Source organism: Streptomyces asoensis (assembly GCF_013085465.1).
Lineage (GTDB): Bacteria > Actinomycetota > Actinomycetes > Streptomycetales > Streptomycetaceae > Streptomyces > Streptomyces cacaoi_A.
Window position 1 is genome coordinate 8915166 of record NZ_CP049838.1, and the last position, 24582, is coordinate 8939747.

Sequence of the window (24582 nt, forward strand, 5' to 3'; positions counted from 1 at the left end):
TGACGTGACATGGCCCGGATGCCTAACGTCCCGGCAATCCAGTTGAAACCTTTCACGACGCTGTGAGGGCATGTCCCGGGCGTCGTCGAGGAGCCATCCATGACCCACCCGTCCGACGCGGGACCGGCCCCGGTGCTGGCGTTGAGGGACGTAACCAAGTCCTTCGGTGCCGTTCGCGCCCTGCGGGGCGTCTCCCTGGAGCTGTTCCCCGGCGAGGTGCACGCCCTCGCCGGCGAGAACGGCGCGGGCAAGTCCACGCTCATCAAGGCCCTCGCGGGAGTGCACCGACCCGACGCGGGTCGGGTGCTGCTCGACGGTGAGCCCGTCGTCTTCCACGGCCCCGGCGACGCCCGCGACGCCGGTATCGCCGTGATCTACCAGGAGCCCACGCTCTTCCCCGACCTGTCGATCGCCGAGAACATCTTCATGGGCCGGCAGCCCCGGCGCGCGCTCGGCCGCATCGACCACAAGGCCACCCACGCGGCCACCGCCGCCCTGATGCGGCGCCTCGGCGTCGAGCTCGACCCCGACCGTCCGGCGCGCGGCCTGTCCATCGCGGACCAGCAGATCGTCGAGATCGCCAAGGCGCTCTCCTTCGACGCCCGGGTCCTGATCATGGACGAGCCGACCGCCGCTCTCACCGGCAGCGAGGTCGCCCGGCTGTTCGGCGTCGTGCGCACCCTGCGTGAGCAGGGCGCGGCGGTGCTGTTCATCTCGCACCGGCTGGAGGAGATCTTCGAGATCTGCCAGCGGGTGACCACCCTGCGCGACGGCGCCTGGATCGCCAGCGAGCCGCTGGCGGACATGACCGAGGACGACCTGGTCCGCCGGATGGTCGGCCGCGACCTCGACGAGCTCTACCCCAAGCAGGACGTGACACCGGGCGAGGTCGCCCTCAGCGTCCGCCGGCTGACCCGGGAAGGTGTCTTCACCGACGTCTCCTTCGAGGTCCGGCGCGGCGAGATCGTCGGCCTCGCCGGACTCGTGGGCGCCGGCCGTACGGAGGTCGCCCGGGCGGTCTTCGGCATCGACCGCTGGGACGCCGGCGAGGTCGCCGTGGACGGCCGCACGCTGACGAACGGCGCCCCCTCCACCGCGATGGCGGCCGGCCTCGCGCTGGTCCCCGAGGACCGGCGGGCCCAGGGCCTGGTGATGGACATGTCCATCGAGCGCAACATCGGCCTGACCGGCCTGCGGACGACCGTGAAGGCCGGCCTGATGGACCGCGGCGCCGAGCGCAGCCGCTCCCTCGACTGGGCGGTCAAGCTCCAGGTGAAGTACGCCCGGATCGCCGACACCGTCAACACGCTGTCCGGCGGGAACCAGCAGAAGGTCGTCCTCGCCAAGTGGCTGGCCACCGGCCCCAAGGTGCTCATCGTCGATGAGCCGACCCGCGGCATCGACGTCGGCACCAAGGCCGAAGTGCACCGGCTGCTCAGCGAGTTGGCCGCCGACGGGGTCGCCGTCCTGATGATCTCCTCCGACCTGCCCGAGATCCTCGGCATGGCCGACCGCGTGCTGGTGATGCACGAGGGCCGGCTCGCCGCCGAGATCCCCCGTACCGAAGCCACCGAGGAAACCGTGATGGCCGCAGCCACCGGGAGGGCCGCCGCATGACGGTGACCACGTCCCACGAGGCCCCCGTCGCCGAGGTGCCGAAGTCCAGCGGCACCCGGCTGGTCGACCGCGTCTTCAAGATGCGCGAACTCGCCATCCTGGTCGTCTTCCTGGTGATGATCGCCGTCACCCAGGCCGGCAACAGCGAGTTCCTGTCCGAGCAGGGCATCAAGGACCTGCTGCTGAACGCGACCATCCTGGTGCTGGTCGCCACCGGCCAGTCCCTGGTCGTCATCACCCGCAACGTCGACCTGTCGGTCGGCTCCACCCTCGGCATCAGCGCCTTCGCCGCCGGTACGTATCTGCACGGCGGCGGCAACCCGGTGATCGCGATCGTGCTGGCGATCCTGCTGGGCATCGGCTTCGGGCTCCTCAACGGCCTGCTGGTCAGCCTCGGTCAGGTGCCCGCCCTCGTCGTCACCCTCGGCACGCTGTACATCATCCGCGGTATCGACTCCATCTGGGTCGGCTCCCGCCAGATCACCGCCGCCGACCTGCCCGACTCCTTCGTCGACTTCGGCTCCGGCGGTCTGTCCGCGGTGCCGTGGCTGGCGCTCATCGCGCTCGCCGTCCTCATCGCCACCGCGTACTACCTCAAGCACTTCGGCAGCGGCCGCGAGCTGTACGCGCTCGGCTCCAACCCGGAGGCCGCCCGTCTCGCCGGCATCCCGGTCCGCAAGCGGATCCTCGCCGCGTACACCTTCTGCGGCGGCCTCGCCGGCCTCGCCGGGGCGATGTACCTGGCCCGGTTCGGCAACGTCGACTCCGGGACCGGCAACGGCTACGAACTCACCGTCGTCAGCGCGGTGGTGGTCGGCGGCGTCGTCTTCACCGGCGGCTCCGGCAGCGTCTACGGCGCGGCCCTCGGCGCGCTGCTGCTCACCTCCATCAACAGCGTCCTGCCCGCGCTCGGCGTCAGCTCGGTCTGGGTGCTCGCCATCAACGGCGTGCTGCTCCTGCTGGCCATCGCGGTCGACCGGGTCGTCGCCCTGCGGGTGGCGTCCGCGCTGAAGAAGAAGTCGGCCGCGGCCCGGACCACCACCGCCCCCGTGAAGACCACCGTCAAGAAGGGAGACGCCGGCCATGCCTGAGTCGCTCACCCGCGCCGTCCGCTGGGACACGGTCGTCGGCGCCCTCCTGATCGTCCTGCTGCTGTTCTCGTTCTCCTTCGTGGACGGCTTCGGCAACGCCCTCAACCTGTCGTTCCTGATCGGCAACACCCTGCCCATCGCGCTCATCGCGCTGCCGATGACCCTGCTGGTCGTCGCCGGCGAGATCGACCTGTCGGTCGCCTCCACCGCCGGGCTGTCCGGCGCGGTGATGGGCGCCCTGTGGAACCAGGGGCTGACGATCGAGGCGATCATCCCGATCTGCCTGCTGCTCGGTGTGGTGTGCGGGCTGGTCAACGGCCTGCTCGTGACCCGCCTCGGGCTCCCCTCGCTGGCCGTCACCATCGGCACCATGGCCGCCTACCGGGGCATCGCGCAGATCGTGCTCGGCTCCGACGCGGTCACCGACTTCCCCACCCAGTACCTGGACTTCGCGGCCGGCCGGCTCGGGGACACCTTCCTCCCGCAGGCCTTCCTGCCCTTCGTCGTCCTGCTCGCGATCGCCGTGGTCGTCCTGCACGCCACCCCGTTCGGCCGCTCGCTGTTCGCGATCGGCGCCAGCGAGGAGGCCGCCCGGTTCGCCGGCATCCGGGTCCGGCGGCACAAGCTGATCCTGTTCACGGTGACCGGCCTGCTGGCCTCCCTCACCGGCATCTTCTGGGCCCTGCACTACGCCAGCGCCCGCTACGACAACGCCACCGGCCTCGAACTCTCCGTCATCGCGGCCGTCCTGCTCGGCGGCATCGACTTCGACGGCGGCAAGGGCACGCTCGGCGGCGCGATCGCGGGAGTCTTCCTGCTCGGCGCCGCGCAGAACGTGATGAGCCTCCAGGACGTCTCCGCCCAGTCGCAGATCGTCGTCACCGGCGTCCTGCTCGTCGTCTCCGTGCTCGGCCCCCGGGTCGCACGGCAGATCTCCGTCGCACGGGCGGGCCGTAGAGCCACGGCCCCGACTCCGACGGCTTAACTCCACTTCGCTCACCCTCGTAAAGGAACCCCGTGATGCGCAAGTCATCCCTCCGTCGTGCCTGTGCGGCCCTCGCCGCCGTCTCCTCCCTCGCGCTCGCCGCCACCGCCTGCGGCGGCACGACCAAGGAGGACGTGAAGAACGAGAGCACCGGCGCGGCCGCCTCGGCCGGCAAGGCCGACCCGAACGCGGCCACCAAGAAGGGCCTGACCGTCGGCTTCCTGCCCAAGCAGGTCAACAACCCCTACTTCACCAGCTCCGACAAGGGCGGCGAGGCGGCTCTGAAGGAGCTGGGCTCCAGCTACAAGGAGGTCGGCACCAACAGCGGCACCGACACCTCCGGCCAGGTCTCCTACGTCAACACGCTGACCCAGCAGCAGGTCGACGCGATAGCCGTGTCCGCCCAGGACCCGGGCGCCCTGTGCACCGCGCTCAAGCAGGCCATGAGCAACAAGATCAAGGTCGTCACCTACGACTCGGACACCAACCCCGAGTGCCGCAACGCCTTCGTCTCGCAGGCGTCCGCCGAGGACCTGGGCCGTACCGAGGTGCAGCTGCTCGCCGAACAGATCGGCTACAAGGGCGAGATCGCGATCCTGTCCGCCGCGCAGACCGCGACGAACCAGAACACCTGGATCGACTTCATGAAGGACGAGCTGAAGGACGCCAAGTACAAGGACATCAAGCTCGTCAAGGTCGCGTACGGCGACGACGACGCCCAGAAGTCCTTCCAGCAGACCCAGGGCCTGCTCCAGGAGTACCCGAACCTGAAGGGGATCATCTCCCCGACCACTGTCGGCATCAAGGCGGCCGCCCAGTACCTGTCGGGCTCCAAGTACAAGGGCAAGGTCAAGCTGACCGGCCTCGGCACCCCGAACGACATGCGCACCTACGTCAAGAACGGCACCGTCGACGCCTTCGAGCTGTGGGACCCGGCGAAGCTCGGCGCGCTGGCCGCCCAGACGGCGGTGGCGCTGGTCTCGGGCCAGATCACCGGCGCGGAGGGTGAGACCTTCAAGGCCGGCGGCACCACGTACACCATCGGCAAGGACGGCGTGATCAGCCTCGGCAAGCCGACCGTGTTCGACGCCAAGAACATCGACCAGTTCAACTTCTAGTCGCCGGTCACCTCAACCCCCCACGGAGGAGCGGTACTTCATGCAGCGCGTCTGTTTCCTGCTCAAGGTCCGTCAGGACCGGCTCGCCGAGTACCGCGAACGCCATGCCGCCGTGTGGCCGGAGATGCTGGAAGCTCTCTCGGCCACCGGCTGGCACAACTACTCCCTGTTCCTGAGAGACGACGGCCTGCTCGTCGGCTATCTGGAGACCGAGGACTTCGCCGCCGCCCAGGCCGGCATGGAGGCCACCGACGTCAACGCCCGTTGGCAGGCGGAGATGGCCCCGTTCTTCGAGTCCCTCGACGGAGCCCGCCCCGACGAGGCGATGAAGCCTCTCACCGAAGTGTTCCACCTCGCCTGACACCCCGTCCCGTCCCCGCTGTTCCCGGCTGTTCCCCGCTGTTCCCTCTGCTTCCCGCTCTCGCAGACGATGGAGTCCCCCCGAGATGAGACGACGCACCCTGCTGGCCGGCGCTCTCCTCAGTGCCGCGGCGTCCCCCGTCCTCGCCGCCGGCACCGCCCGCGCCGCAGACCCCGGCCCCTCGGTCACCAAGAAGGCCACCACCCAACTCGACGCCACGGCCGTGTTCTTCGTGTCCTACGACGGCCTGGTCAACAACAACTCGTTCCAGAAGAACGGCCTGTTGACCTACAAGGGCTACCAGTACGCCGCCTGGTACACCTCCACCAAGAACGCCGTCGTCGCCCGCCGCGTCCTCGGCGGCACCACCTGGTCCACCGTCACCCTCTCGCACCAGCTCAAGGCCGGCGACTCGCACAACGTCATCTCCATGGGCGTCTCGAAGGTCGACGGCCGTCTCCACCTCAACATGGACTCCCACAGCGACGGCTTCTTCTACCTGAAGTCGGCTGCCGGGCTCCTGGACAACCCGGCGACCACCTCCTGGACGTCGTCCGTCTTCGGCGCCGTACAGACCACCCTCGACGGCCTCGCGCTCACCACCCAGTTCACCTACCCGCAGTTCGTCGCCACCCCCGAGGGCAGGCTCCAGCTCAGCTACCGGGTCGGCATCTCCGGCAACGGCCGCAACGCCCTCGCGGAGTACGACGGTTCGACCTGGACGAACCTCGGCGAGTGGTCCAGTTCCACCGGCACCTACACCAGCGAGCACGGCACCTCGACCGTCCGCAACATGTACCTGCACGGCATCGACTACGACGTCAACGGCCGGCTGCACTCCTTCTTCACCTGGCGAGAGCAGAACGGCGCCGTGATGTGCTCCAGCGGCGGCATCACCAACCACGACACCGGCTACGTCCACTCCACCGACCGCGGCCGCACCTGGCTCAACAACGCGGGCACCGTCGTCGGCACCACGGGCGGCTCCGACAAGGTCGCCGTCACGGACGCCGGACTCGTCGTGGACGCGCTCAACCCGGACCACTCCCTGATGAACCAGGAGAGCCAGGCCACCGACTCCACCGGCCTCCCGCACGCGATCATCAGCTACGTCCCCGGCCGCTTCGGCCAGTGCACCACCAACTACGTCAGCGACCGCACCGCCAACGGCCGCGCCTTCCATCTGCGCAAGAACTCCTCCGGGAGCTGGCAGAAGACGGAGATCCCCGTCGTCCTCGGGTCCAGCCAGCGCACCAAGCTGGTCCTGGACAAGTACGACAACGCGTACGCGATCTTCCCCTTCGGCCGGATCGCCGGCGCCTCCAAGGCCTCCGGCTACACGGACTGGACGGTGCTCTTCGACGGCAGCGGCCTCAACGCCTTCGGCGAGGTCGTGATCGACGAACTGCGCGTCAAGGCCGACAACGTGCTGTCGTTCATGTACCAGGAGAAGTCGAGCGGGACGACCCCCTCGGCGCTCCACGTCATCGACTTCGCACTGCCCGCATGACCCGTACCCGCACCCGGACAGGGGTGCGGCGGGATGACGGTAATGTGAAGGCCGTCCCGCCGTACCCCGTTCACCTGGAGGTCCCCGCCTCATGGCCCAGCCGGTGGGAATCAAGGACGTCGCCCGTGCCGCCGGAGTCTCCGTCGGTACGGTCTCCAACGTCATCAACCGCCCCGACACCGTCGCCACCGAGACCCGGGCGCGCGTGCTGTCGGCGATAGACCGGCTCGGCTATGTGCGCAGCGAGTCCGCCCGTCAGCTGCGCGCGGGACGCAGCCGGATCATGGGGCTGCTCGTCCTCGACATGGGCAACCCCTTCTTCGTGGACGTCGCCCGCGGCGCCGAGCGGGCCGCCCGCGACGCCGGCCTCGGCGTGATGGTCTGCAACAGCGCCGAGAGCGCCGGCGAGGAGGCCGAGTACCTGTCGCTCTTCGCCGAGCAGCGGGTGCGGGGCGTGCTGCTCACCCCGGCCGACGCGACCGGCCGCAACATCGCCTCCTTCCGCCGGCACGGCATCCCCTTCGTCCTCGTGGACCGCGTCTCCGAGGGCACCACCGAGTGCTCGGTCTCGGTGGACGACGTGGCGGGCGGCGCGCTCGCCGTGCGGCATCTGATCGACGCCGGACACCGCTCGATCGCCTATGTCAGCGGCCCGCCCGGTTTCACCCAGGTCCGCGACCGCCGCACCGGGGCCCTGAACGCGCTCGCCGAGGCGGGACTCGGCCCGGAGTGCCTGCGTGAGCTGCCCACCGAACGGCTCGACGTGGCCGCCGGGCGGGACGCGGGCGCCCGCCTGCTGGGCCTCGGCGACCGCCGCCCGACCGCCGTGTTCTGCGCCAACGACCTGCTCGCCCTCGGTGTGCTCCAGGCGATGTACTCGGCGGGGGTGAAGGTGCCGGAGGACCTGGCCATCGTCGGGTACGACGACATCGAGTTCGCGGCCGCCGCGGCGGTCCCCCTCACCTCGGTCAGGCAGCCCGCCGTCACCATGGGCGCGCTGGCCGCCGAGATGCTGCTGGAGGAGACCGAAGAAGGAGGGGCGGGAGGGGCGGGCGCCGGCCGGCACGAACACCGGCGGGTGGTGCTCCAGCCGGAGCTGGTGGTGCGCAGGTCCAGTCTTTCGGCGCGCTGAGCGACGGTTCAGTAACCGTGCTGAGTGCCCGTTCAGTAGCTGTTCATGATCCCCCGGGCTCCTGCACCGCCCGGACATGTGCTGAACTGGGACGCGGCCCGTACACCGATCGTCCCGGGAGCCTCCGTTGTCCGTCAGCTACCGCCAGCCCGGCGTCGTCCTCACCGACCGCCGCTTCACCGTCCCCCTCGACCACGCCGACCCGGACGGGGAGACGATCGGGCTCTACGCCCGCGAGGTCGTCGCGAGCGAAAAGGCGGACCAGGACCTGCCCTGGCTGCTCTATCTCCAGGGCGGCCCCGGCTTCGGCGCCAACCGGTTCGTCGGCAGACCGGCCTGGCTCGGGCGCGCGCTGAAGGAGTACCGCGTCCTCCTTCTCGACCAGCGGGGCACCGGCCACTCCACCCCGGCCAACCGCCAGACGCTCCCGCTGCGCGGCGGCCCGGCGGAACAGGCCGACTACCTGGCACACTTCCGCGCCGACTCCATCGTCCGCGACTGCGAGCTGATCCGTCGCGAGATCACCGGCGGCGCCCCCTGGACCGTCCTCGGCCAGAGCTTCGGCGGCTTCTGCACGGTCACCTACCTCTCCCTCGCCCCCGAGGGCCTCGCCGCCGCCCTGATCACCGGCGGTCTGCCCGCTCTCGACGCGCATGCCGACGACGTGTACCGCGCCGCCTACCCGCGCATGGAGCGCAAGGCCGCCGCGCACTATGCCCGCTACCCGCAGGACGTCGACCGTGTCCGCCGTATCGCCGACCACCTCCTCCACCACGAGGTGACCCTCCCGAACGGCTACCGCCTCACCGCCCCGGCCTTCCAGACGCTCGGCATCCTCCTCGGCGGCGGCGAGGGCAGCCACCGCCTGCACCACCTTCTCGAAGAGGCCTTCGTCCCCACCCCGCACGGCCCGGCGCTCTCCGACGCCTTCCAGGAGGAGATGCAGAGCCAGCTCTCCTACGCCGGACACCCCCTCTACGCCCTGGTCCACGAGGCGATCTACGGCCAGGACGGCCGCCCCACCGCCTGGGCCGCCGACCGGGTGCGCGCCGAGTTCCCGCAGTTCGACGCGGCGAAGACGCTCACCGGCGACGGACCGCTGCTGCTCACCGGCGAGACGGTCCACCCCTGGATGTTCGACACCGACCCCGCGCTGCGCCCGCTCCGCGAGACCGCCGAACTCCTCGCCGCCCGCACCGACTGGCCGCCCCTGTACGACTCGGCGCGTCTCGCCGCCAACGAGGTCCCGGTCGCGGCGGCGATCTACCACGACGACCTGTACGTCGACACCGCCCACTCCCTGCGCACCGCCCGCGCCATCCGCGGCCTGCGCACCTGGGTCACCGACGAGTTCGAACACGACGGCGTCCGGGCCGGCGGCCCCCGCGTCCTGGACCGGCTGCTCGCCCTCGCCCGTGACGAGGCGTGACCCCTTCGTCACCGGTTAGTCTGCGGGCATGACCGAGCCGACGATCACCCAGCTCCAGCCCATGCCCGAGGACTGGCGGCGCGCCCTGGCCGTGGTGGCGCACCCGGACGACCTCGAGTACGGGTGCTCCGCGGCCGTCGCCGCCTGGACCGACGGCGGCCGCGAGGTCGCCTATGTGCTGGCGACGCGGGGCGAGGCGGGCATCGACACCATCGCGCCCGCCGAGTGCGGTCCGCTGCGCGAGCGGGAGCAGCGGGCCAGTGCCGCCGTGGTGGGCGTGTCGACGGTCGAGTTCCTGGACCACCGGGACGGCGTCGTCGAGTACGGTCCCGGCCTGCGCCGGGACATCGCCGCCGCGATCCGCCGGCACCGCCCCGAACTGGTGATCACCCTCAACCACCGCGACACCTGGGGCGGGGTCGCCTGGAACACCCCCGACCATGTCGCGGTCGGCCGCGCCACCCTCGACGCGGCCGGGGACGCGGGGAACCGCTGGATCTTCCCGGAACTTCGAGACCAGGGCCTGGAGCCCTGGAACGGCGTGCGCTGGGTCGCGGTGGCCGGCTCCGCGACGCCCACCCACGCCGTGGACGCGTCGGCGGGACTGGAGCGGGCGGTGGGCTCGCTGCTCGAACACCGCGCCTACATCGAGGCGCTGACCGACGAGGAGCCGGAGAGCTATGTACGGGGATTCCTGACCGGGGTGGCGAAGTCGGTGGGCGAACGGTTCGGCGGCCGGCCGGCCGTGGCGTTCGAGCTGTTCAACCGCTAGTGCGGCAGGTCAGTAGGCTGAACGGCATGCAAGACAAGACGGTGGACCGGACCGGACTGCGCGGCGACTGCGAGAACTGTTTCGGCCTGTGCTGCGTGGCGCTGCCCTTCGCCCGCTCCGCGGACTTCGCGATCGACAAGCCCGCGGGCAGGGAGTGCCCCAACCTCGGTGAGGACCATCGCTGCGGGATCCACGCGCGACTGCGGCAGAGCGGCTTCACCGGCTGCACGGTCTACGACTGTTTCGGCGCCGGACAGAAGGTCTCGCAGCTCACCTTCGGCGGCCGGGACCGGCGTACGGCCGCGCCCGAGGAAGCCCGCCGGATGTCCGAGGTGTTCCCGGTCGTCCGGCAGCTCCACGAACTCCTCTGGTATCTCACCGAGGCGCTCGGCCTCCCCGCCGCCCGCCCGATCCACGGCGAGCTGCGCCGGAGCCTGGCGAAGACCGAGGAACTCACCCGGCTGTCCCCGGACGAGCTGATCGCCCTCGACGTCCCGGCGCACCGTCAGGACGTCAACGCGCTGCTGCTGAAGACCAGCGAGCTGGCCCGGGCGGGTATCCCCGGGCGCAAGAAGGAACGCCGGGGCGCCGACCTGATGGGCGCCCGTCTCCGGGGCGCCGACCTGCGGGGCGCGAACCTGCGCGGCGCCTGTCTGATCGCCGCCGACCTCACCGGCGCGGATCTGCGCGGGGCGGATCTGATCGGCGCGGATCTGCGCGACACCGGCCTCGCCGACGCCGATCTGACCGGCGCGTTCTTCCTGACCCAACCGCAGCTGAACGCGGCCCGGGGGAGCGCGGGCACCAGGCTGCCGGAGTCAGTCACCCGCCCCGCGCACTGGACAGCGCGGCTCTGAGGGCGCCGTCGCCGCGCGCTCCTCGCCGACCGGCCCACCGGACGGCGTCGGCGCCTGCGCCGGTGTGCGGCGGACCAGGTGCATCCGCAGTCCCTCCGGCATCAGCGTCAGCCGTTCCGTGACCCGCAGCCGGTACGCCGGGTCCGGCCGCAGCTCGTAGCGGCGCAGCAGCAGCCCGAGCACCAGCGTCGCCTCGTGCAGCGCGAACTGCCGTCCGATGCAGGCCCGCGCCCCGGTACCGAACGGTTTGAAGGTGTGCGGGGCACGCGCGCGTACGGCCGCCGCGTCGAAGCGGTCCGGGTCGAACCGGTCGGCGTCCGGCCCCCACGCCTCGGGGTCCCGGTGCAGCATGGCCGTCAGGATCAGCGCCCACGCGCCCCGCCGCATCGGGTGTTCCCCGCCCAGCACGGTGTCCGCCCGGGCCTCGCGCGCGAACGCGGGCGCAGTCGGCCACAGCCGCAGCGCCTCGTCGAGGACCCGGCGGACGTATCGCAGCTTCGCGACCTGCTCGTACCCCGGCACGGCGGCGTCCCCCCACACCCGGTCCACCTCGGCGCGGGCGCGGGCCGCGATCTCGGGATGGCGGGACAGATAGTGCAGGGCGAAGGAGAGCGCGCCCGAGGTGGTCTCGTGGCCGGCGACCAGGAAGGTGACGACCTGACGGCGTACGTTCTGCGCCGACAGCCGTTCGCCCGTCGTGGGATGGGCGGTGTCGAGCATCCGGTCCAGCAGGTCGCCGTCCCCGCCGCCGCCGTCGCGGCGGGCCCGCACCAGCTCGTCGACCGTGCGGTTCAGATAGGCGATGTCGGCCTCGTTGCGGCGCGTGGCCCGCCGCAGCAGGGCGGGGGAGGGCACGGTGTTGAGGCGCTGCGCGTAGCTGAGGGTGCCCACCATCGCCGTCACGAAGGGGTGCGGCCGGGCGCGTTCGAAGGACGCGAAGTCGTGCCCGAAGCCGGTGCGGGCGATCGTCTCCAGGGTCAGCTTGGTCATGTCACCGGGCACGTCCACCGCCCGGCCCGCGGCCAGTTCCCGGTCCCAGTGGCCGGTGAGCCGGTCCGCCACGTCCAGCATCATCGGGTGGTAGGCCGCCATCGCCTCCCGGCTGAACCCCGGGGCCAGGACGTCGTGGGCCAGCTGCCAGTTCGGCTCGTGGTTGTACGCCGTGAACAGGGCGTCCCCGACGACGGGCCGCAGATTGGCGATGCCCAGCCCCACATGCTTGGCGAACCGTGTCTCGTCCGCCATGTCGGCGGCCAGTCCGGAGCCCCAGACGAACACGAACTCCCGGCCGAACGCCTTTCGGCGGAAGATCGGCCCCAGCTGCCCGGCGTACCGCAGGGAGTCCTGGAGGGGCGTGCGCCGGCTCGCGCCCAGAACGTCGCCGAGCAGGGGGAGCCGGCGCGGCGGATGCGGTATGCGCTCGAGCTCGGGCCACCCGAGCTCCGCGCTGCGGAACCCCTTCGGCAGGGGGTCCCCCGTCGTTTCCGTCGAGGCCGGTCCACCCGTCGTCCCCGTCGTCTCCGCCATGACGCGATCTCCCTTGATGCAGCGGCAGGTTGAGCATGTTGTACGTGGGTTCAATAGCGGGCTCAGTCTGGTGCCGCTGTTGAACCGGCGTCAAGTAAAGTGCGGGGATGGCCGCGAACCAGGGTGAGCGCACCCGGCGCCGACTCAGCACCGAGGAGCGCAGGGAGCAGCTCCTGTCGGTCGGCGCGCGGCTGTTCTCGGAGAGCCCGTACGACGACGTGTGGATCGAGCAGGTCGCCGAGATCGCCGGGGTCTCCCGTGGGCTGCTGTACCACTACTTCCCCACCAAGCGGGACTTCTTCGCGGCGGTCGTGGAGCGCGAGAGCGAGCGGATGCTGCGTATGACGGCGGCGGTTCCCGGCATCCCGGTCCGCGAACAGCTGGCGTCCGGCCTCGACACCTACCTGGCGTACGTGGCGGCCCACGCCCACGGCTATCGGGCGTTCCACCGTGCCGACGCCTCCGGCGACCAGGCCGTGCGCCGGGTCTACCGGCGGGCGCTCGCGGCACAGGAGCGGCAGATCCTGGCGGCGCTCGGCGCCGACCCGGAGTTCGGCCCGGTCTTCGAGGGACGCCCCGACGTCCGGCTGGCGGTGCGCGGCTGGCTGGCGTTCACGACGGCGGTCTGCCTGGAGTGGCTGCGGGGGTCGGACCTGTCACGGGAACAGGTGGGGGAGTTGTGCGCGCGGGCGCTGCTGGGGGTCATCGCAGGCCCGGCGTGATCATGGACGTGACGGCCGCGTCCTCGCTCCCGAGGTCCGGCGGCCGACGCCCGGGTCCGGCATGGTGCGGTCGTGGTTGGCGAACACCCGGATCTCCGATAGGTTAGGCAAGGCTTACCTAAGGAGGATTTGGGATGGGTGACAGCCTGAGCTGGGCGGCCGTGCCTGCCGCTGCCGAACGGGCCCGTTCGGTACTCGCGGCCTCATGGTCCTGCGCGGTGACCGCGGACGGCGGGCGCGAGGAGTTCGTCGGTGCGCACACCGTCGACGAAGACGGCCGGGTGATCCTGCACGTGCCCGAGGACAGCGCCCTGCTCACGGCCGCGATCTGCGCGCCGCGCGGCGAGCCGTCCGCCGTGCTGGAGTTCGCGGACGTGGCGCCCGTTCCGGTACGAGGCCGTATCCGTGCCCGGCTCTGGCTGGCCGGCTGGTTCACCCCCGAGGAGGGCCACCTCGCCTTCCACGCCACCCGCGTCGTGCTCAAAGAGTCCACCGGCGCGGTCGTCGTCGACCTCGAGGAGTTCGCCGGCGCCGAGCCCGACCCGCTCGCCACAGCCGAGGCGCAGCTGCTCACGCATCTCGCCGACGCCCACCCGGACGCGGTGGAGCGGCTCACCCGGCTCGTCCGGCGGGACAGCCTGCACGGCGCCGTCCGGGTCCAGCCGCTCGCCGTCGACCGGCACGGACTGACGCTGCGCGTCGAGCGCGCCCGCGCCCACGGCGACGTACGCCTGCCCTTCCACGCGCCCGCCGACGACGTCGGCCAGCTCACCGAGCGCATGCACGTCCTGCTCACCCAGGCGGCCGCCGCCGCCTGTCCCCGAGCCCTACAGCGGCAGCGCACAGACGGCGACGGGTGACGCGAACGGCTCGCCCGCGAGGCGCAGTTCACCGTCGGTGCCGTCCACCCGGAAGACGCTGACCGTGCCGGAGCGCTGGTTGGCCGCGAACAGCAGGCCGCCGTCGGGCGAGAGGGCGATCTGCCGGGGGAAGTCGCCTTCCACCGGCACCGTGCCGAGCAGCCGCAGCCGGGACCCGTCCGCCTCCACCGCGTAGCGGGCGAGGGTGTTGTCGCCGCGGTTGGCGAGGAAGGCGTACGCGCCGTCCGGTGTAACCGCCAGCTGCGCCGGGTAGTTGGTGTCCGCCTTCGAACCCGTGGACTGCGGCCTCCCGATCGTCAGCCGGCCGCTCGACGGCTCGTACGCGCAGACCGCGACCGTGTCGTCCGCCTCGTCGGCGAGATAGGCGTACCGGCCACCGGGATGGAACGTGAGGTGGCGCGGACCGGCGCCCGCCCGGGTGTGCGCCTGCGCGACCTCCGTGAGCGTCCCGGCCTGCTGGTCCAGGCGGTAGCTGTACACCGTGTCCGTGCCGAAGTCGACGGCGAGGACATGGCCGCCGTCCGGAGCCGTGATGAACTGGTGCGCGTGCGGCCCCTGTTGGCCCGACCGGGGCGCCGGACGGCTGTGCGTCACCCGGTCGGTGCGCTCGCCGAGCGCCCCCGAGGCGTCGATCGGGTGCACGGCCACGCTGCCCGAGCCGTAGTCGGCGCTCAGCAGCCACCGCCCGCCCGGATGGACCGACAGGTGGCAGGTGTGCGCCCCGCCCGTCGGCCGGCTGCCCAGCACCTTCCCGTCGGACAGCCGCACGGCGGTCACCGCGCCCCGCTCGCGTTCGTTGACCGCGTACAGCGTTCCGCCGTCCGGGTGCACCGCGAGATACGAGGGGTCCTGGACACCGGTGATCGTCTCCCGGCCGGTGATCCGCCCCGAGGCGGGGTCGTACGAGGCGACCCCGATGCCCTTCCCGCCGCCCTGGGCGGAGGTGTAGGTGCCCAGGTAGAGGGGGCGGGGACCGGAGGAACTCCGCGAGGGCTCCGGGGCGGCGGACGTCGACGACGAGGGCTGCCCGGGCGGCGCGGCCTGCGGTGCTTCCCGGGACTCCGCCGGGCCACCGTTGTCGCCGTCGCTGCCGCACCCGGCGAGGGCCGACGCGGCGGCCGCGCCGCCGAGCATCCCGACGAAGCGGCGCCTGCTCCAGCCTCCGCCGAGCTCTCGGCTTCGCCCGGGCCGGGAGGAACCCCAGCGCGCCGCTTCCGTCCCACTGCCCATGCCCGCACCTCAGGTCGTCGTACGCCTCCGCCGTGACAGCCACCTTGACCCGGACGGGCCGTCGAACGCAAAAGCGGACCCCTCGGCGCAGCGGACGGACGGGTGCGCCGAGGATCGGGCGGGCGGCCAGGCGGTTGCCACGGGTCCAGGTCACCGGACGGCGCCCCACGACCCCGTCCGGGGTCGACTCACGAAGAACGCCGGCCGAACCCCGTACGGTTCCGCCACAGCTCGTCCTGCACGCCCAGGCGCTCGCGCAGCCGGTTCAGCCGTGGCATCCGGTCCCGCTGCTCACGGCTGTTGCGGTCCAGTTCCTCCAGGAGACGGCGGGAGCGGTGCTCGGTGTCGAGCTCGTCGATGATGCGGGTGGCCTCGGTCAGCACCGCGCCGTGCAGCTGCCACTGGCGGGCGTCGTGCTGGAGCTGCTCCAGCAGCAGCTGGGCGAGCTTGTCGCGGGTGGCCGCGGCCTGCCGCAGCTCGGCGGTGAGCCGCTCCTCGGCGGCGTCCGCGTTGGGGCTGACACTCGTGGTCACCAGCACCGCGAAGCTGACCACCGCGTCGGCGATCTCGGACAGCAGCCGCTCCACGACCTCGCCGATCCCGGCCGGGAACAGCGGCTCCGGCTCACGCACCTTGGCGAGATCGGTGAGGGTCCGGGCGAGCACCCGCAGCACGACCGTGCAGATCTCCAGCGTGTCCAGACCGGTGCGCAGCACCACCCGGTGCAGCAGCCCCTCGCGTACGCGTGGATTGAACCGCAGGCTGTCCTCGGCCTGCCGCAGGGCCGCGTCCACCCGGACGATGTCGTGGTCCAGGCGGCGCGCCTCGTGCAGCCGGGCGGCCGCCTGCTCCACCGGGGTGCGGTCCGAGGCCTCCTCGCCGATGCGCAGCATCAGCTGGCGCAGCCGACGGGCCAGCCCCTCGATCGACTCGCCCGCCTCCTCCACCCACACCGGTGGCGGCAGCAGCAGATTGCAGCCGAGCCCGACGAACGCGCCGATCAGCGTCTCCACCACACGCGCCCACGCCGTGTCCCCGACGGTGGTCACGCCCAGCACCAGCATGGCGCTGATCGCCACTTCGGGGACGTACTCGTCCACCCGCACCAGATGCCCCACCCCCAGCGAGGCCACGATCAGCAGCGCGAGGCTCCACCAGGTCAGGCCCACCAGAAGGCTGAAGGCGATGGCCACGAGCACACCGGCCACCACGGCGTTCACCCGGCGGATCCCGTTGGTGAGCGTCGCGTACAGGGTGACCTGGACGACGAGCAGCGCGGTCAGCGGCGCGGTGAGGGGCAGCGCCTCGGGGCTCAGGCGCAGCGCGATGACATAGGCGATCGTCGCCGCTGTGGCGGCCCGCAGTGCCTGGACGACGACGGGTTCCCGGTGGCGCTGCACCAATCGCACGAGCGGTGCCGCTCGCTCACGTACTTCTTCTTGCATCGACAGTCCAGTTCCCCTTCCCCCGCGGCCTCGAACGTTTCTTCACCACCTCGCGACACGCGACGGGCGACCGGCTGCCTCGATCGGCCGTATTGAGGACCGTAACTGTCCGCAAGCGAGCCTAGATTGTTCTCATCAGCCGGGGAAGACGCCGGCTACGTGAAACGGAGGGGGAAGCTCCATGGTGGACAAGGCAGCCGGGGCGGAAGAGGCGGTCACGGCCGACCGGGCCGACGGGGTGGGCACGCCGGGCATCGAGGTCCTCACGGGGGCGCACGCCTACCTGCGGGAGGTGGTCGCGGCGGTCGGCGACGAGCAGTGGGGCGCGGCGACGCCGTGCGACGCGTGGACGGTACGCCAGGTGCTCAACCACGCCCGCATCGACCAGCAGGGCTACGGCCTCGCGCTCACCGGCGGCCGGCCCGACAGCGACCCGTTCCACCCGGCCGACGCGCTCGACGGCGACCCGGCGGCCGAGCTGGCGAAGGTGCTGGACGCGGTGGCCGAGGCGTACGCCGGGCTGCCCGCGGACACCGAGCAGGTGCCGACCCCGCTGGGCCCGCTGCCGCTGCCCCTCGCCATCGGCGCCGCCGCGATGGACGCGGCCGTGCACGCCTGGGACATCGCCGTGGCCACCGGCCAGGACCGCCCCCTGCCGGCCGGGACGGCCGAAGGGATCGGGCCGACGGCGGAACACCTCGTGGACCATCTGCGCGACTCGTTCAAGGTCTTCGCCCCGGCGCGGGAGACCCCGGACGGCCACGACCGGTCGGCGACCCTGCTGGCCTTCCTCGGCCGCGACCCGCGCTGGTCCCCGCGCGCGTCCTGAGGGGGACGACGCGACGGGCGGCCTTGCGCCTGCGCGTCGGCCTACGTGTCGCCGGCCGGCGCGGGCGGCCACGCCTCTGCCGCCAGCACTCCCAGCGCATAGGCGCGGGCGACCAGTTCCGTACGGTTGGCCGCGCCCCAGCGTGTGGACAGGCGCCGCAGGTGATAGGTCACGCCGTCCCGGGTGAGGCCGGTCTCGCGGGCGGCGCGGGCCGTCGTGGCGCCCCCGGCGAGCAGTGCGAGGATCCGCGCCTCGACCGGCGTGACGCGGACCGGGGGCGCCTCGGGGCGCGGTGCGCGTTCGCCGAGGACGCGCAGCATCACCAGCAGCGCGGGAGTCGCCTCGACGCTGTCGCTCACCGGGTCCGCCGTCAGCTCCCCGTACCGCTCCACGGCTCCGGACGGCTGCCAGCACACCGACACCTGGTAGCGCGAGCGGTGCCGCAGCCGCAGCGCCTCGGCGATCCGCTCCACCTGGGTCGCCTCCTGCGGCCGGAACAGCTCCAGCACCTCCCGCCCGCGCAGCCGCCCCGGACTCGTCCCGCACTCCGCCGCCATGGCCGGATTGGCCAGCAGGACGGCGCCGTACACATCGCACACCGCGACCGGCACCGACACCCGGTCGAAGAGCAGCAGTGCGCGATTGCGCCACACCACGGCGTCCCGCTCGGCCCGCTCACCCATGGACGGGATGCGCCGCCTGCCAGGCCAGCCGCAGGTCCGCGCCCTCACCGAGGCCGGTGAGGAACTCGTCGAGGTCCAGGAACTCCTGCCAGACGGGCCGTCCGCCCGCTCGCGACAGCTCGGCCACCACCAGGTCCTCCAGGTCGGCCACCCGCTTGTTCTTCCACACCTTGTCGGCCAGGCTCACCAGCAGATCCTCCACGGCCACGCCCGGCGTCCCCCAGGAGGCGTGCGTCCCGGCGAACCGCGCCGCCTCGGGGCGCACCCCGTGGGCCAGCAGCAGCTCCCGTCCGGCCGCCTCGTGCCGGGCGCCGGGGCCGGACAGCTCATCGGGGTGCAGGGTCTTGCCGATGTCGTGCGTGGCCGCACCGAACAGCACCGCCTCCCGGTCCACGGCCAGCGCCGGGCAGTGCCGTCCGACCCAGTCGACGAGCCGGGCCGCGACGTCGTGGACGGCCCGCAGATGAGCGACCAGCCGGGGCGGCGCACCGACCTCGTCGAGGAGCGCCGCCACCTCCCTGGGCAGCGGTCGCAGCGCAGGGTCCGAGGTCTCGTCCAGGGCGATGGACAGCACGGTCGGGATGAAGGTCATCGGCCCAGCCTAATAACCGTCGCAGGGCACCTCCGCAACCCCTCACGTGCCCTTTCCGCTGCACGAACATGTAGTCCGGCGGCACGGCCCCGGCAACCGGGTGGACCACGCTGGAGTGCGGTACGTCCGTTCAGCGAAAGGCAGTTGTCGCGCCATGCCCCCCACCGCGCTGCGCCCGCACACCACCGACACCCCTACCGACCTCCCCCTCGTCGACATCACCGCCACCGGCCCAGGCCGGACCCCCATCCAGCAGGCCATGGAACTGATGCGGGAGCACGGGCCGCTGTTCGTGCGGCGGTTGCACGGGCGGGACACGCTCTTCGTCGCCGACCTCGACCTGGTCACCGACCTCGCCGACGAGCGGCGCTTCGGCAAGCACGTCGGGCCCGCCCTGGAGAACGTCCGCGAGTTCGCCTCCGACGGTCTGTTCACCGCCTACGACGACGAGCCCAACTGGGCGAAGGCGCACGACATCCTCATGCCGGCCTTCGCGCTCGGCTCGATGCGCTCCTACCACCCGGCGATGCTGAAGGTGGCCCGCAGGCTCATCGACACCTGGGACCGCGCCGCCCGCGCCGGGCAGCCCGTGAACGTGCCCGACGACATGACCCGGATGACCCTCGACACCATCGGACTCGCCGGATTCGGCTACGACTTCGGGTCCTTCGAACGGGACGAGCCGCACCCGTTCGTCGAGTCGATGGTCCGCTGCCTGGAATGGAGCATGACCCGGCTCGCCCGCGTCCCGGGCGAGGACCACACCGCCGCCGACGCGGCCTTCAAGGCCGACGCCGACCACCTCGCCCAGGTCGTCGACGACGTCATCGCCGCCCGCACCTCCGGCACCGGCGGGGGTGCCGGCGACGACGACCTCCTCGGGCTGATGCTCACCGCCCGGCATCCCGCCGACGGCACCACGCTCGACACCACCAACATCCGCAACCAGGTCATCACCTTCCTGATCGCGGGCCACGAGACCACCTCGGGCGCGATGTCGTTCGCGCTGTACCACCTCGCCAAACACCCCACCGCGCTCCGGCTCGTCCAGCGCGAGGCCGACGCCCTGTGGGGCGACACGCCGGACCCCGAGCCGACGTACGACGAGGTCGGCCGGCTGACCTACACCCGGCAGGTGCTCAACGAGGCGCTGCGGCTGTGGCCCACGGCGGCCGCGTTCAGCCGGCAGGCGCTGGCGGACACCCTGCTCGGCGGACGCGTTCCGCTGAAGGCGGGACAGTCCGTGGTCGTCCTCGCGCCGATGCTGCACCGGCAGCCCGTCTGGGGCGACAACCCCGAGCTGTTCGACCCCTCCCGCTTCACTCCCGAGGCGGAGGCGGCCCGTTCCGTGCACGCCTTCAAGCCGTTCGGAACCGGTGAACGCGCCTGTATCGGACGGCAGTTCGCCCTCCACGAGGCGACCATGCTGCTGGCGATGCTCGTCCACCGCTACCGGCCGCACGACCACGCCGACTACCGGCTCGCGGTGAAGGAGACCCTCACGCTCAAGCCCGAGGGCCTCACCCTCACCCTCTCTCCGCGCACCCCCGCCGACCGGGTCCACCCGGATCTGCCGGGCGCCGTCCGGACCGAAACCGCGCCGACGGTCGACGCGAGCGCCCTTCCCGCTCGCGTCCGACCCGGCACCTCCGCCCTCTTCCTGCACGGCAGCAACTACGGCACCTGCCGCGAGTTCGCCGACCGACTCGCCGACGAGGCGGCGGAGATCGGCTGCACCACCCGGGTGGCGCCACTGGACGCCTACGCGGACGGCCTGCCCACCGACCGCCCCGTCGTCATCACCGCCGCCTCCTACAACGGCCGCCCCACCGACGACGCCACCGCGTTCGCCGCCCGGCTCGAGGAGACCCACGACCTCTCCGGCGTGACGTACGCCGTCCTCGGCGTCGGTGACCGCAACTGGGCCGCCACCTACCAGCACGTCCCGACCCGCGTCGACGAGCGCCTCGCCGACCTCGGCGCCACCCGGCTCACCGACCGCACGGCCGCCGACGCCTCCGGTGATCTGACCGGCGCCGTACGGGGGTTCACCGACCGGCTGCGCACCGCACTGCTGGAGCGGTACGGCGACCCCGACGGCGTCGAGTCCGCCGCCGCGCCCGCCGACCGGTCCCCGGCCGCCTACGAGGTCCGTACCCTGACCGGCGGTCCGCTCGACGCCCTCGCCGCACGGCACGGGCTGGTGCCGATGAAGGTCACCGAGGCGTACGACCTCACCGCTCCCGGCCACCCCCGCCGCAAGCGGTTCCTCCGCCTCGCCCTGCCCGAGGGGACCACCTACCGCACGGCCGACCACCTCACCGTGCTCCCGGCGAACTACGGCGCGCTCGTCGAACGCGCCGCCACGGCACTCGGCGTCGACCTCGACACCGTCCTGGACATCCGTGCCACCCGCCCGAGCCGCGCCGGACTCGCCGTGGATCGGCCCATGACGGTGCGTCAACTGCTCACCCACCACGTCGAGGTGCAGGAGCGCCCGAGCGCGTCCCAGCTCTCCCTCCTGGCCGCCGCCAACCCCTGCCCGCCCGAACGCGCGGCCCTCGCCGCCCTCCCCGACGGGGACCCGCGCACCCTCGTCGAGGTGATCGAGGACCATCCGGCACTGCGCGGCGCCCTGGACTGGCCGCGGCTCCTCGACCTCCTCACCCCGCTGCGCCCCCGCCACTACTCGATCTCCTCCTCGCCCGCGGTCGACCCGGGACACGCGGACCTGATGGTCTCGCTGCTGGAGGCGCCCGCGCGCTCGGGCCGGGGTCGCTACCGGGGCACCGGCTCCGGGTATCTCGCCGGTCTCACGGCGGGCGACACGGTGTACGCCCGTGTCCAGTCGTGCCGTGAGGCCTTCCGTATCGACGACACGGCACCCGTGGTGATGGTGGCGGCCGGCACCGGTCTCGCCCCGTTCCGGGGCGCCGTCGCCGACCGCACGGCAGCCCTCGCCTCGGGGGCCCGACTCCCGCCCGCGCTCTGCTACTTCGGCTGCGACGCCGCCGACGCGGACTTCCTGCACGCACGGGAGCTGGGCGCCGCCGAGGCCGCCGGAGCGGTCTCGCTGCGCCCCGCCTTCAGCGCGGCTCCCGAGAACGGGGCGATGTTCGTCCAGCACCGCATCGCCGCCGAGTCCGACGAGGTGTGGCGGCTGCTGGCCGCCGGAGCCCGCGTGTACGTGTGCGGTGACGGTTCACGGATGGCGCCGGGAGTCCGGGAGGCGTTCCGTACCCTGTACCGGGACCGCACACCCGGCGCCGGTGACACGGCCGCCGAGGCGTGGCTCGACGGGCTGATCGCGGACGGCCGCTATGTGGAGGACGTCTACGCGGCCGGGTGACCGGCAGGAGGGAGCGGGCGGGGTGACGGATTCCTGGGAGCGTGCCCGGAGCGTCCTGGAGGCGGCGGGCATCCCGCCCGACCGGCTGGCCCACGTGGGGCCGCTCGGCGGCGGCACGTACAACACCGTCGAGGAGCTGCGCCTGACGGACGGCGGCCACTACGTACTGAAGGTCGCGCCCACGGCGCCGGGCCTGAGCCACGAGATCCGACTGCTGTCCGCAGAGGCGGAGTTCTGTCGCGGGGCGGCCCGGGCCGAAGTGCCGGCACCGCGGGTGGTGGCCCTCGACGGGCAGTGGCTGCTGATGACGGTGTGCCCGGGCGACCCCTGGAACGGATCCCTGGAGCCCGCCGAACAGGCCGAGCTGCGCAGGGAGTTGGGCGGTCAGGTCGCCCGGCTGCACCGGGTGACCGGGCCGGGCTTCGGCTACCCTTCCGGCGTCTTCGGCCCGCTCGCCCCCGACTGGCGCACGGCGTTCACGGCGATGTTCGACGCCCTCCTCGCCGACGCCCGCAGCCACGGCGCCTGGCTGCCCCGCCCCGTCGACGAGGTGGCCGCCGTCGCGCGGGCCGCGTACGACGCCCTCGACGAGGTGACCGTCGCCCGCCTCGTCCACTTCGACCTGTGGCCGGGCAACATCCTGGTCGACCGCGCCGGCGCAAAGCCCGGGATCGGGGGCCTCATCGACGGCGAGCGCATGTTCTGGGGCGACCCCCTCGCGGACTTCGTCTCGTTGGCGCTGCTCGGGGACATCAAGAAGGACGAGCCGTTCCTGGAGGGCTATCGCGGGGCCGGAGGGCACGCCGCGTTCGACCCGTCCGCCCGGCTGCGTCTGGCCCTGTACCGGGCCTACCTCTACCTGATCATGCTCATCGAGACGATCCCGCGGGCGTACGGCGCGGATCACGACCGCTGGCTGCGCGAGACGGTCGCCCCGGAGCTCCTCGCGGCACTGGACGAGATCGAGTCCGCGGGCGTCTCTTAGCTCACATCGTGAACTAAGGGTTGGAGGAATGTCGCGTGCCGCCGCCCGCAGGGGTATGTTGCAGGTCGGGCAGGGTGCGAAGGGGAGCGACATGACGGGGCGGAACGGGCGCACGGTACGCGATCTGAGGCGGGCCAACCGTACGGCTGTGCTTCAGCGGCTCTACTTCGACGGACCCCTCAGCCGCTTCGAGCTCGGCCCGACCACCGGCCTGAGCTCCGGCTCGGTCAGCAATGTCGTCGCCGACCTGGTCGCCGACGGGCTGGTCGAGGAGGCCGGCAGCGTCGACTCCGACGGCGGCCGCCCCCGCATCCTGCTGCGCGTCGTCCCGGCCAGCGGTCACCTGATCGGCGTGGACGTCGGCGAGACCCGGGTGCGGATCGAGCTGTTCGACCTGACCCTCACCGAACTCGCGCGGGTGGAAAGGCCGTTGGAGCAGCGGCGGTACGAGGTCGACGGGATCGTCGGGCACATCCGGGACGGCGTCGCCGAGGTGCTGGGCGCCGCCGGCATCGTCCCGGAACAACTCCTCGGGGTCGGCATCGGCGTCCCCGGCATCATCGAGCACACCCCAGAACAGGGCGCCGTCGTGCACGGCCAGACGATCGGCTGGGACGCCGTCCCGCTGGAGGCGCTGCTGCGCGAGGGATCCCTCCTCCCCGAGACCGTGCCGTACTTCATCGACAACGGCGCCAAGACCCTCGGCCAGGCCGAGATGTGGTTCGGCGGCGGACGCGGTGCGCACAACGCGGTCGTCGTCCTCTTCGGCTCGGGTGTCGGCGCCTGTCTCGTCACGCCCGAGGTGGAGCACGGCCGGGCCGTCGAGTGGGGGCATCTGACCGTAAGGGTGCGGGGCCGCCGCTGCCGGTGCGGCGCCCTCGGCTGTCTGGAGGCGTATGCCGGCGCCGAGGCGCTGCTGGAACGCTGGCGGGAGCAGGGGGGTCGGCCGCCGGAGGGCATGGACGAGGAGACCGCGCTGACGGCGATGCTCAGCGCCGCCTACCCCCTGGGGGACGCGGAGGCCCCCGACCCCGTGGCGCTCGAGGTCCTGGAGGAGACGGCCGAGTACCTGGGCGCCGGCCTCTCCGACCTGATCAATCTCTTCCAGCCCGAGCGCATCCTCATCGGCGGCTGGGCCGGACTCCAGCTCGGCGCCCGCTTCCTGCCCGCCGTACGCCGCCACGCGACCGCGTACGCGTTGCGTCACCCCGCGCAGAAGGTCACCGTCGAGCTCGGGCGGCTCGGCCCCGACGCGGTCACCGTCGGCGCGGCGATCCTCCCGCTCGCCGACTTCTTCGCCCGTGGCGGCCGACGCCCCGAGCCCACCCCCGCCGGCCCGGCTCCCGCCTGGCGCACGGTGCTGGAGGATCGCGCCCCGCGCTGAGTCCGCGCCGGCCGGGCCTCGCGTCGAGTCCGCGCCGCTGCCCGGACCGGTCTCCGCACGACCGCCTCCGCCCCCGCACACCC

The 24582-nt window shown here is 72.5% G+C and carries 21 protein-coding genes; 16 read left to right on the top strand and 5 right to left on the bottom strand.

Annotated elements, in window-relative coordinates; genetic code table 11:
* Positions 1 to 99 precede the first annotated feature (99 nt).
* The 10 genes from G9272_RS39670 to G9272_RS39715 all read left to right on the top strand — a co-directional run bounded on the left by G9272_RS39670 (position 100) and on the right by G9272_RS39715 (position 10872).
* Positions 100 to 1617: a sugar ABC transporter ATP-binding protein gene (locus G9272_RS39670; protein ID WP_171401044.1), complete on the top strand. Its 1518-nt coding sequence runs from the start codon at positions 100 to 102 to the stop codon at positions 1615 to 1617.
* Positions 1614 to 2708 (top strand): ABC transporter permease, encoded by a 1095-nt coding sequence (locus G9272_RS39675; protein WP_171401045.1) that lies wholly within the window; start codon positions 1614 to 1616, stop codon positions 2706 to 2708. Before G9272_RS39670 ends, G9272_RS39675 begins: the two co-directional genes overlap by 4 nt.
* Positions 2701 to 3693, top strand: coding sequence for an ABC transporter permease (locus G9272_RS39680; RefSeq protein WP_171401046.1), 993 nt, complete (start codon positions 2701 to 2703; stop codon positions 3691 to 3693). Before G9272_RS39675 ends, G9272_RS39680 begins: the two co-directional genes overlap by 8 nt.
* Before the next feature lie 35 nt (positions 3694 to 3728).
* Positions 3729 to 4811, top strand: a complete 1083-nt coding sequence (gene rhaS, locus G9272_RS39685) for a rhamnose ABC transporter substrate-binding protein (RefSeq protein ID WP_020127638.1) — start codon at positions 3729 to 3731, stop codon at positions 4809 to 4811.
* Between the two features lie 40 nt (positions 4812 to 4851).
* On the top strand, positions 4852 to 5172 hold the full coding sequence (locus G9272_RS39690) for an L-rhamnose mutarotase (protein WP_171401047.1): 321 nt from the start codon (positions 4852 to 4854) through the stop codon (positions 5170 to 5172).
* 85 nt (positions 5173 to 5257) lie between these two features.
* Positions 5258 to 6682 carry a BNR repeat-containing protein gene (locus G9272_RS39695; RefSeq protein WP_171401048.1) on the top strand — a complete coding sequence of 475 codons (1425 nt, stop codon included), beginning with the start codon at positions 5258 to 5260 and terminating at the stop codon, positions 6680 to 6682.
* A gap of 91 nt (positions 6683 to 6773) precedes the next feature.
* The gene (locus tag G9272_RS39700; protein ID WP_171401049.1) at positions 6774 to 7814 is read left to right on the top strand and encodes a LacI family DNA-binding transcriptional regulator; all 1041 of its coding nucleotides are present in this window, start codon (positions 6774 to 6776) and stop codon (positions 7812 to 7814) included.
* A gap of 127 nt (positions 7815 to 7941) precedes the next feature.
* Complete coding sequence (locus G9272_RS39705; RefSeq protein ID WP_171401050.1) at positions 7942 to 9243, top strand: alpha/beta fold hydrolase; 1302 nt, start codon at positions 7942 to 7944, stop codon at positions 9241 to 9243.
* Positions 9244 to 9271: 28 nt separating this feature from the next.
* Positions 9272 to 10015, top strand: coding sequence for a PIG-L deacetylase family protein (locus G9272_RS39710; RefSeq protein ID WP_171401051.1), 744 nt, complete (start codon positions 9272 to 9274; stop codon positions 10013 to 10015).
* Between the two features lie 26 nt (positions 10016 to 10041).
* Positions 10042 to 10872, top strand: coding sequence for a pentapeptide repeat-containing protein (locus tag G9272_RS39715; protein WP_171401052.1), 831 nt, complete (start codon positions 10042 to 10044; stop codon positions 10870 to 10872).
* Here G9272_RS39715 and G9272_RS39720 read toward each other — a convergent pair.
* Positions 10834 to 12399: a cytochrome P450 gene (locus G9272_RS39720; protein ID WP_171401053.1), complete on the bottom strand. Its 1566-nt coding sequence runs from the start codon at positions 12397 to 12399 to the stop codon at positions 10834 to 10836. The genes G9272_RS39715 and G9272_RS39720 overlap by 39 nt on opposite strands.
* Before the next feature lie 107 nt (positions 12400 to 12506).
* Here G9272_RS39720 and G9272_RS39725 point away from each other — a divergent pair, with 107 nt between their 5' ends.
* Positions 12507 to 13121: a TetR/AcrR family transcriptional regulator gene (locus tag G9272_RS39725; protein ID WP_171401054.1), complete on the top strand. Its 615-nt coding sequence runs from the start codon at positions 12507 to 12509 to the stop codon at positions 13119 to 13121.
* 134 nt (positions 13122 to 13255) lie between these two features.
* On the top strand, positions 13256 to 13981 hold the full coding sequence (locus G9272_RS39730; protein ID WP_171401055.1) for a DUF2470 domain-containing protein: 726 nt from the start codon (positions 13256 to 13258) through the stop codon (positions 13979 to 13981).
* On the opposite strand, the gene G9272_RS39735 is transcribed toward G9272_RS39730, so the two are convergent.
* Together G9272_RS39735 and G9272_RS39740 are read right to left on the bottom strand one after the other, a co-directional pair.
* Positions 13949 to 15136, bottom strand: a complete 1188-nt coding sequence (locus tag G9272_RS39735) for a lactonase family protein (RefSeq protein ID WP_171402370.1) — start codon at positions 15134 to 15136, stop codon at positions 13949 to 13951. The two genes, G9272_RS39730 and G9272_RS39735, sit on opposite strands and share 33 nt — an antisense overlap.
* Before the next feature lie 284 nt (positions 15137 to 15420).
* On the bottom strand, positions 15421 to 16677 hold the full coding sequence (locus G9272_RS39740) for an FUSC family protein (RefSeq protein ID WP_171401056.1): 1257 nt from the start codon (positions 16675 to 16677) through the stop codon (positions 15421 to 15423).
* 181 nt (positions 16678 to 16858) lie between these two features.
* Here G9272_RS39740 and G9272_RS39745 point away from each other — a divergent pair, with 181 nt between their 5' ends.
* Positions 16859 to 17506 (top strand): TIGR03086 family metal-binding protein, encoded by a 648-nt coding sequence (locus tag G9272_RS39745; RefSeq protein WP_171401057.1) that lies wholly within the window; start codon positions 16859 to 16861, stop codon positions 17504 to 17506.
* 41 nt (positions 17507 to 17547) lie between these two features.
* Here G9272_RS39745 and G9272_RS39750 read toward each other — a convergent pair whose 3' ends face one another.
* Entirely contained in the window at positions 17548 to 18189 is a 642-nt protein-coding gene (locus G9272_RS39750; RefSeq protein WP_171401058.1) for a PAS domain-containing protein, read from the bottom strand.
* Positions 18182 to 18781, bottom strand: coding sequence for an HD domain-containing protein (locus G9272_RS39755; RefSeq protein ID WP_171401059.1), 600 nt, complete (start codon positions 18779 to 18781; stop codon positions 18182 to 18184). Before G9272_RS39755 ends, G9272_RS39750 begins: the two co-directional genes overlap by 8 nt.
* Positions 18782 to 18935: 154 nt before the next feature.
* On the opposite strand from G9272_RS39755, the gene G9272_RS39760 reads away from it, so the two are divergent.
* The 3 genes from G9272_RS39760 (at position 18936) to G9272_RS39770 (ending at position 24499) form a co-directional block, all read left to right on the top strand.
* Positions 18936 to 22130 carry a cytochrome P450 gene (locus G9272_RS39760; protein WP_171401060.1) on the top strand — a complete coding sequence of 1065 codons (3195 nt, stop codon included), beginning with the start codon at positions 18936 to 18938 and terminating at the stop codon, positions 22128 to 22130.
* A gap of 22 nt (positions 22131 to 22152) precedes the next feature.
* Positions 22153 to 23115: a phosphotransferase family protein gene (locus tag G9272_RS39765; protein WP_171401061.1), complete on the top strand. Its 963-nt coding sequence runs from the start codon at positions 22153 to 22155 to the stop codon at positions 23113 to 23115.
* Positions 23116 to 23206: 91 nt separating this feature from the next.
* Positions 23207 to 24499, top strand: coding sequence for an ROK family transcriptional regulator (locus G9272_RS39770; RefSeq protein ID WP_171401062.1), 1293 nt, complete (start codon positions 23207 to 23209; stop codon positions 24497 to 24499).
* Positions 24500 to 24582 lie beyond the last annotated feature (83 nt).

Excerpts from the sequence above, each read along its gene's own strand:
- G9272_RS39675 (WP_171401045.1), top strand. The coding sequence starts at position 1,614 with ATGACGGTGACCACGTCCCACGAGGCCCCCGTCGCCGAGGTGCCGAAG.
- G9272_RS39760 (WP_171401060.1), top strand. The coding sequence starts at position 18,936 with ATGCCCCCCACCGCGCTGCGCCCGCACACCACCGACACCCCTACCGAC.
- G9272_RS39740 (WP_171401056.1), bottom strand. The coding sequence starts at position 16,677 with ATGCAAGAAGAAGTACGTGAGCGAGCGGCACCGCTCGTGCGATTGGTG.
- G9272_RS39755 (WP_171401059.1), bottom strand. The coding sequence starts at position 18,781 with ATGACCTTCATCCCGACCGTGCTGTCCATCGCCCTGGACGAGACCTCG.
- G9272_RS39690 (WP_171401047.1), top strand. The coding sequence starts at position 4,852 with ATGCAGCGCGTCTGTTTCCTGCTCAAGGTCCGTCAGGACCGGCTCGCC.
- G9272_RS39730 (WP_171401055.1), top strand. The coding sequence starts at position 13,256 with ATGGGTGACAGCCTGAGCTGGGCGGCCGTGCCTGCCGCTGCCGAACGG.
- G9272_RS39725 (WP_171401054.1), top strand. The coding sequence starts at position 12,507 with ATGGCCGCGAACCAGGGTGAGCGCACCCGGCGCCGACTCAGCACCGAG.
- G9272_RS39670 (WP_171401044.1), top strand. The coding sequence starts at position 100 with ATGACCCACCCGTCCGACGCGGGACCGGCCCCGGTGCTGGCGTTGAGG.
- rhaS (WP_020127638.1), top strand. The coding sequence starts at position 3,729 with ATGCGCAAGTCATCCCTCCGTCGTGCCTGTGCGGCCCTCGCCGCCGTC.
- G9272_RS39710 (WP_171401051.1), top strand. The coding sequence starts at position 9,272 with ATGACCGAGCCGACGATCACCCAGCTCCAGCCCATGCCCGAGGACTGG.
- G9272_RS39680 (WP_171401046.1), top strand. The coding sequence starts at position 2,701 with ATGCCTGAGTCGCTCACCCGCGCCGTCCGCTGGGACACGGTCGTCGGC.
- G9272_RS39695 (WP_171401048.1), top strand. The coding sequence starts at position 5,258 with ATGAGACGACGCACCCTGCTGGCCGGCGCTCTCCTCAGTGCCGCGGCG.
- G9272_RS39715 (WP_171401052.1), top strand. The coding sequence starts at position 10,042 with ATGCAAGACAAGACGGTGGACCGGACCGGACTGCGCGGCGACTGCGAG.
- G9272_RS39735 (WP_171402370.1), bottom strand. The coding sequence starts at position 15,136 with ATGCTCGGCGGCGCGGCCGCCGCGTCGGCCCTCGCCGGGTGCGGCAGC.
- G9272_RS39720 (WP_171401053.1), bottom strand. The coding sequence starts at position 12,399 with ATGGCGGAGACGACGGGGACGACGGGTGGACCGGCCTCGACGGAAACG.
- G9272_RS39770 (WP_171401062.1), top strand. The coding sequence starts at position 23,207 with ATGACGGGGCGGAACGGGCGCACGGTACGCGATCTGAGGCGGGCCAAC.
- G9272_RS39745 (WP_171401057.1), top strand. The coding sequence starts at position 16,859 with ATGGTGGACAAGGCAGCCGGGGCGGAAGAGGCGGTCACGGCCGACCGG.
- G9272_RS39700 (WP_171401049.1), top strand. The coding sequence starts at position 6,774 with ATGGCCCAGCCGGTGGGAATCAAGGACGTCGCCCGTGCCGCCGGAGTC.
- G9272_RS39750 (WP_171401058.1), bottom strand. The coding sequence starts at position 18,189 with ATGGGTGAGCGGGCCGAGCGGGACGCCGTGGTGTGGCGCAATCGCGCA.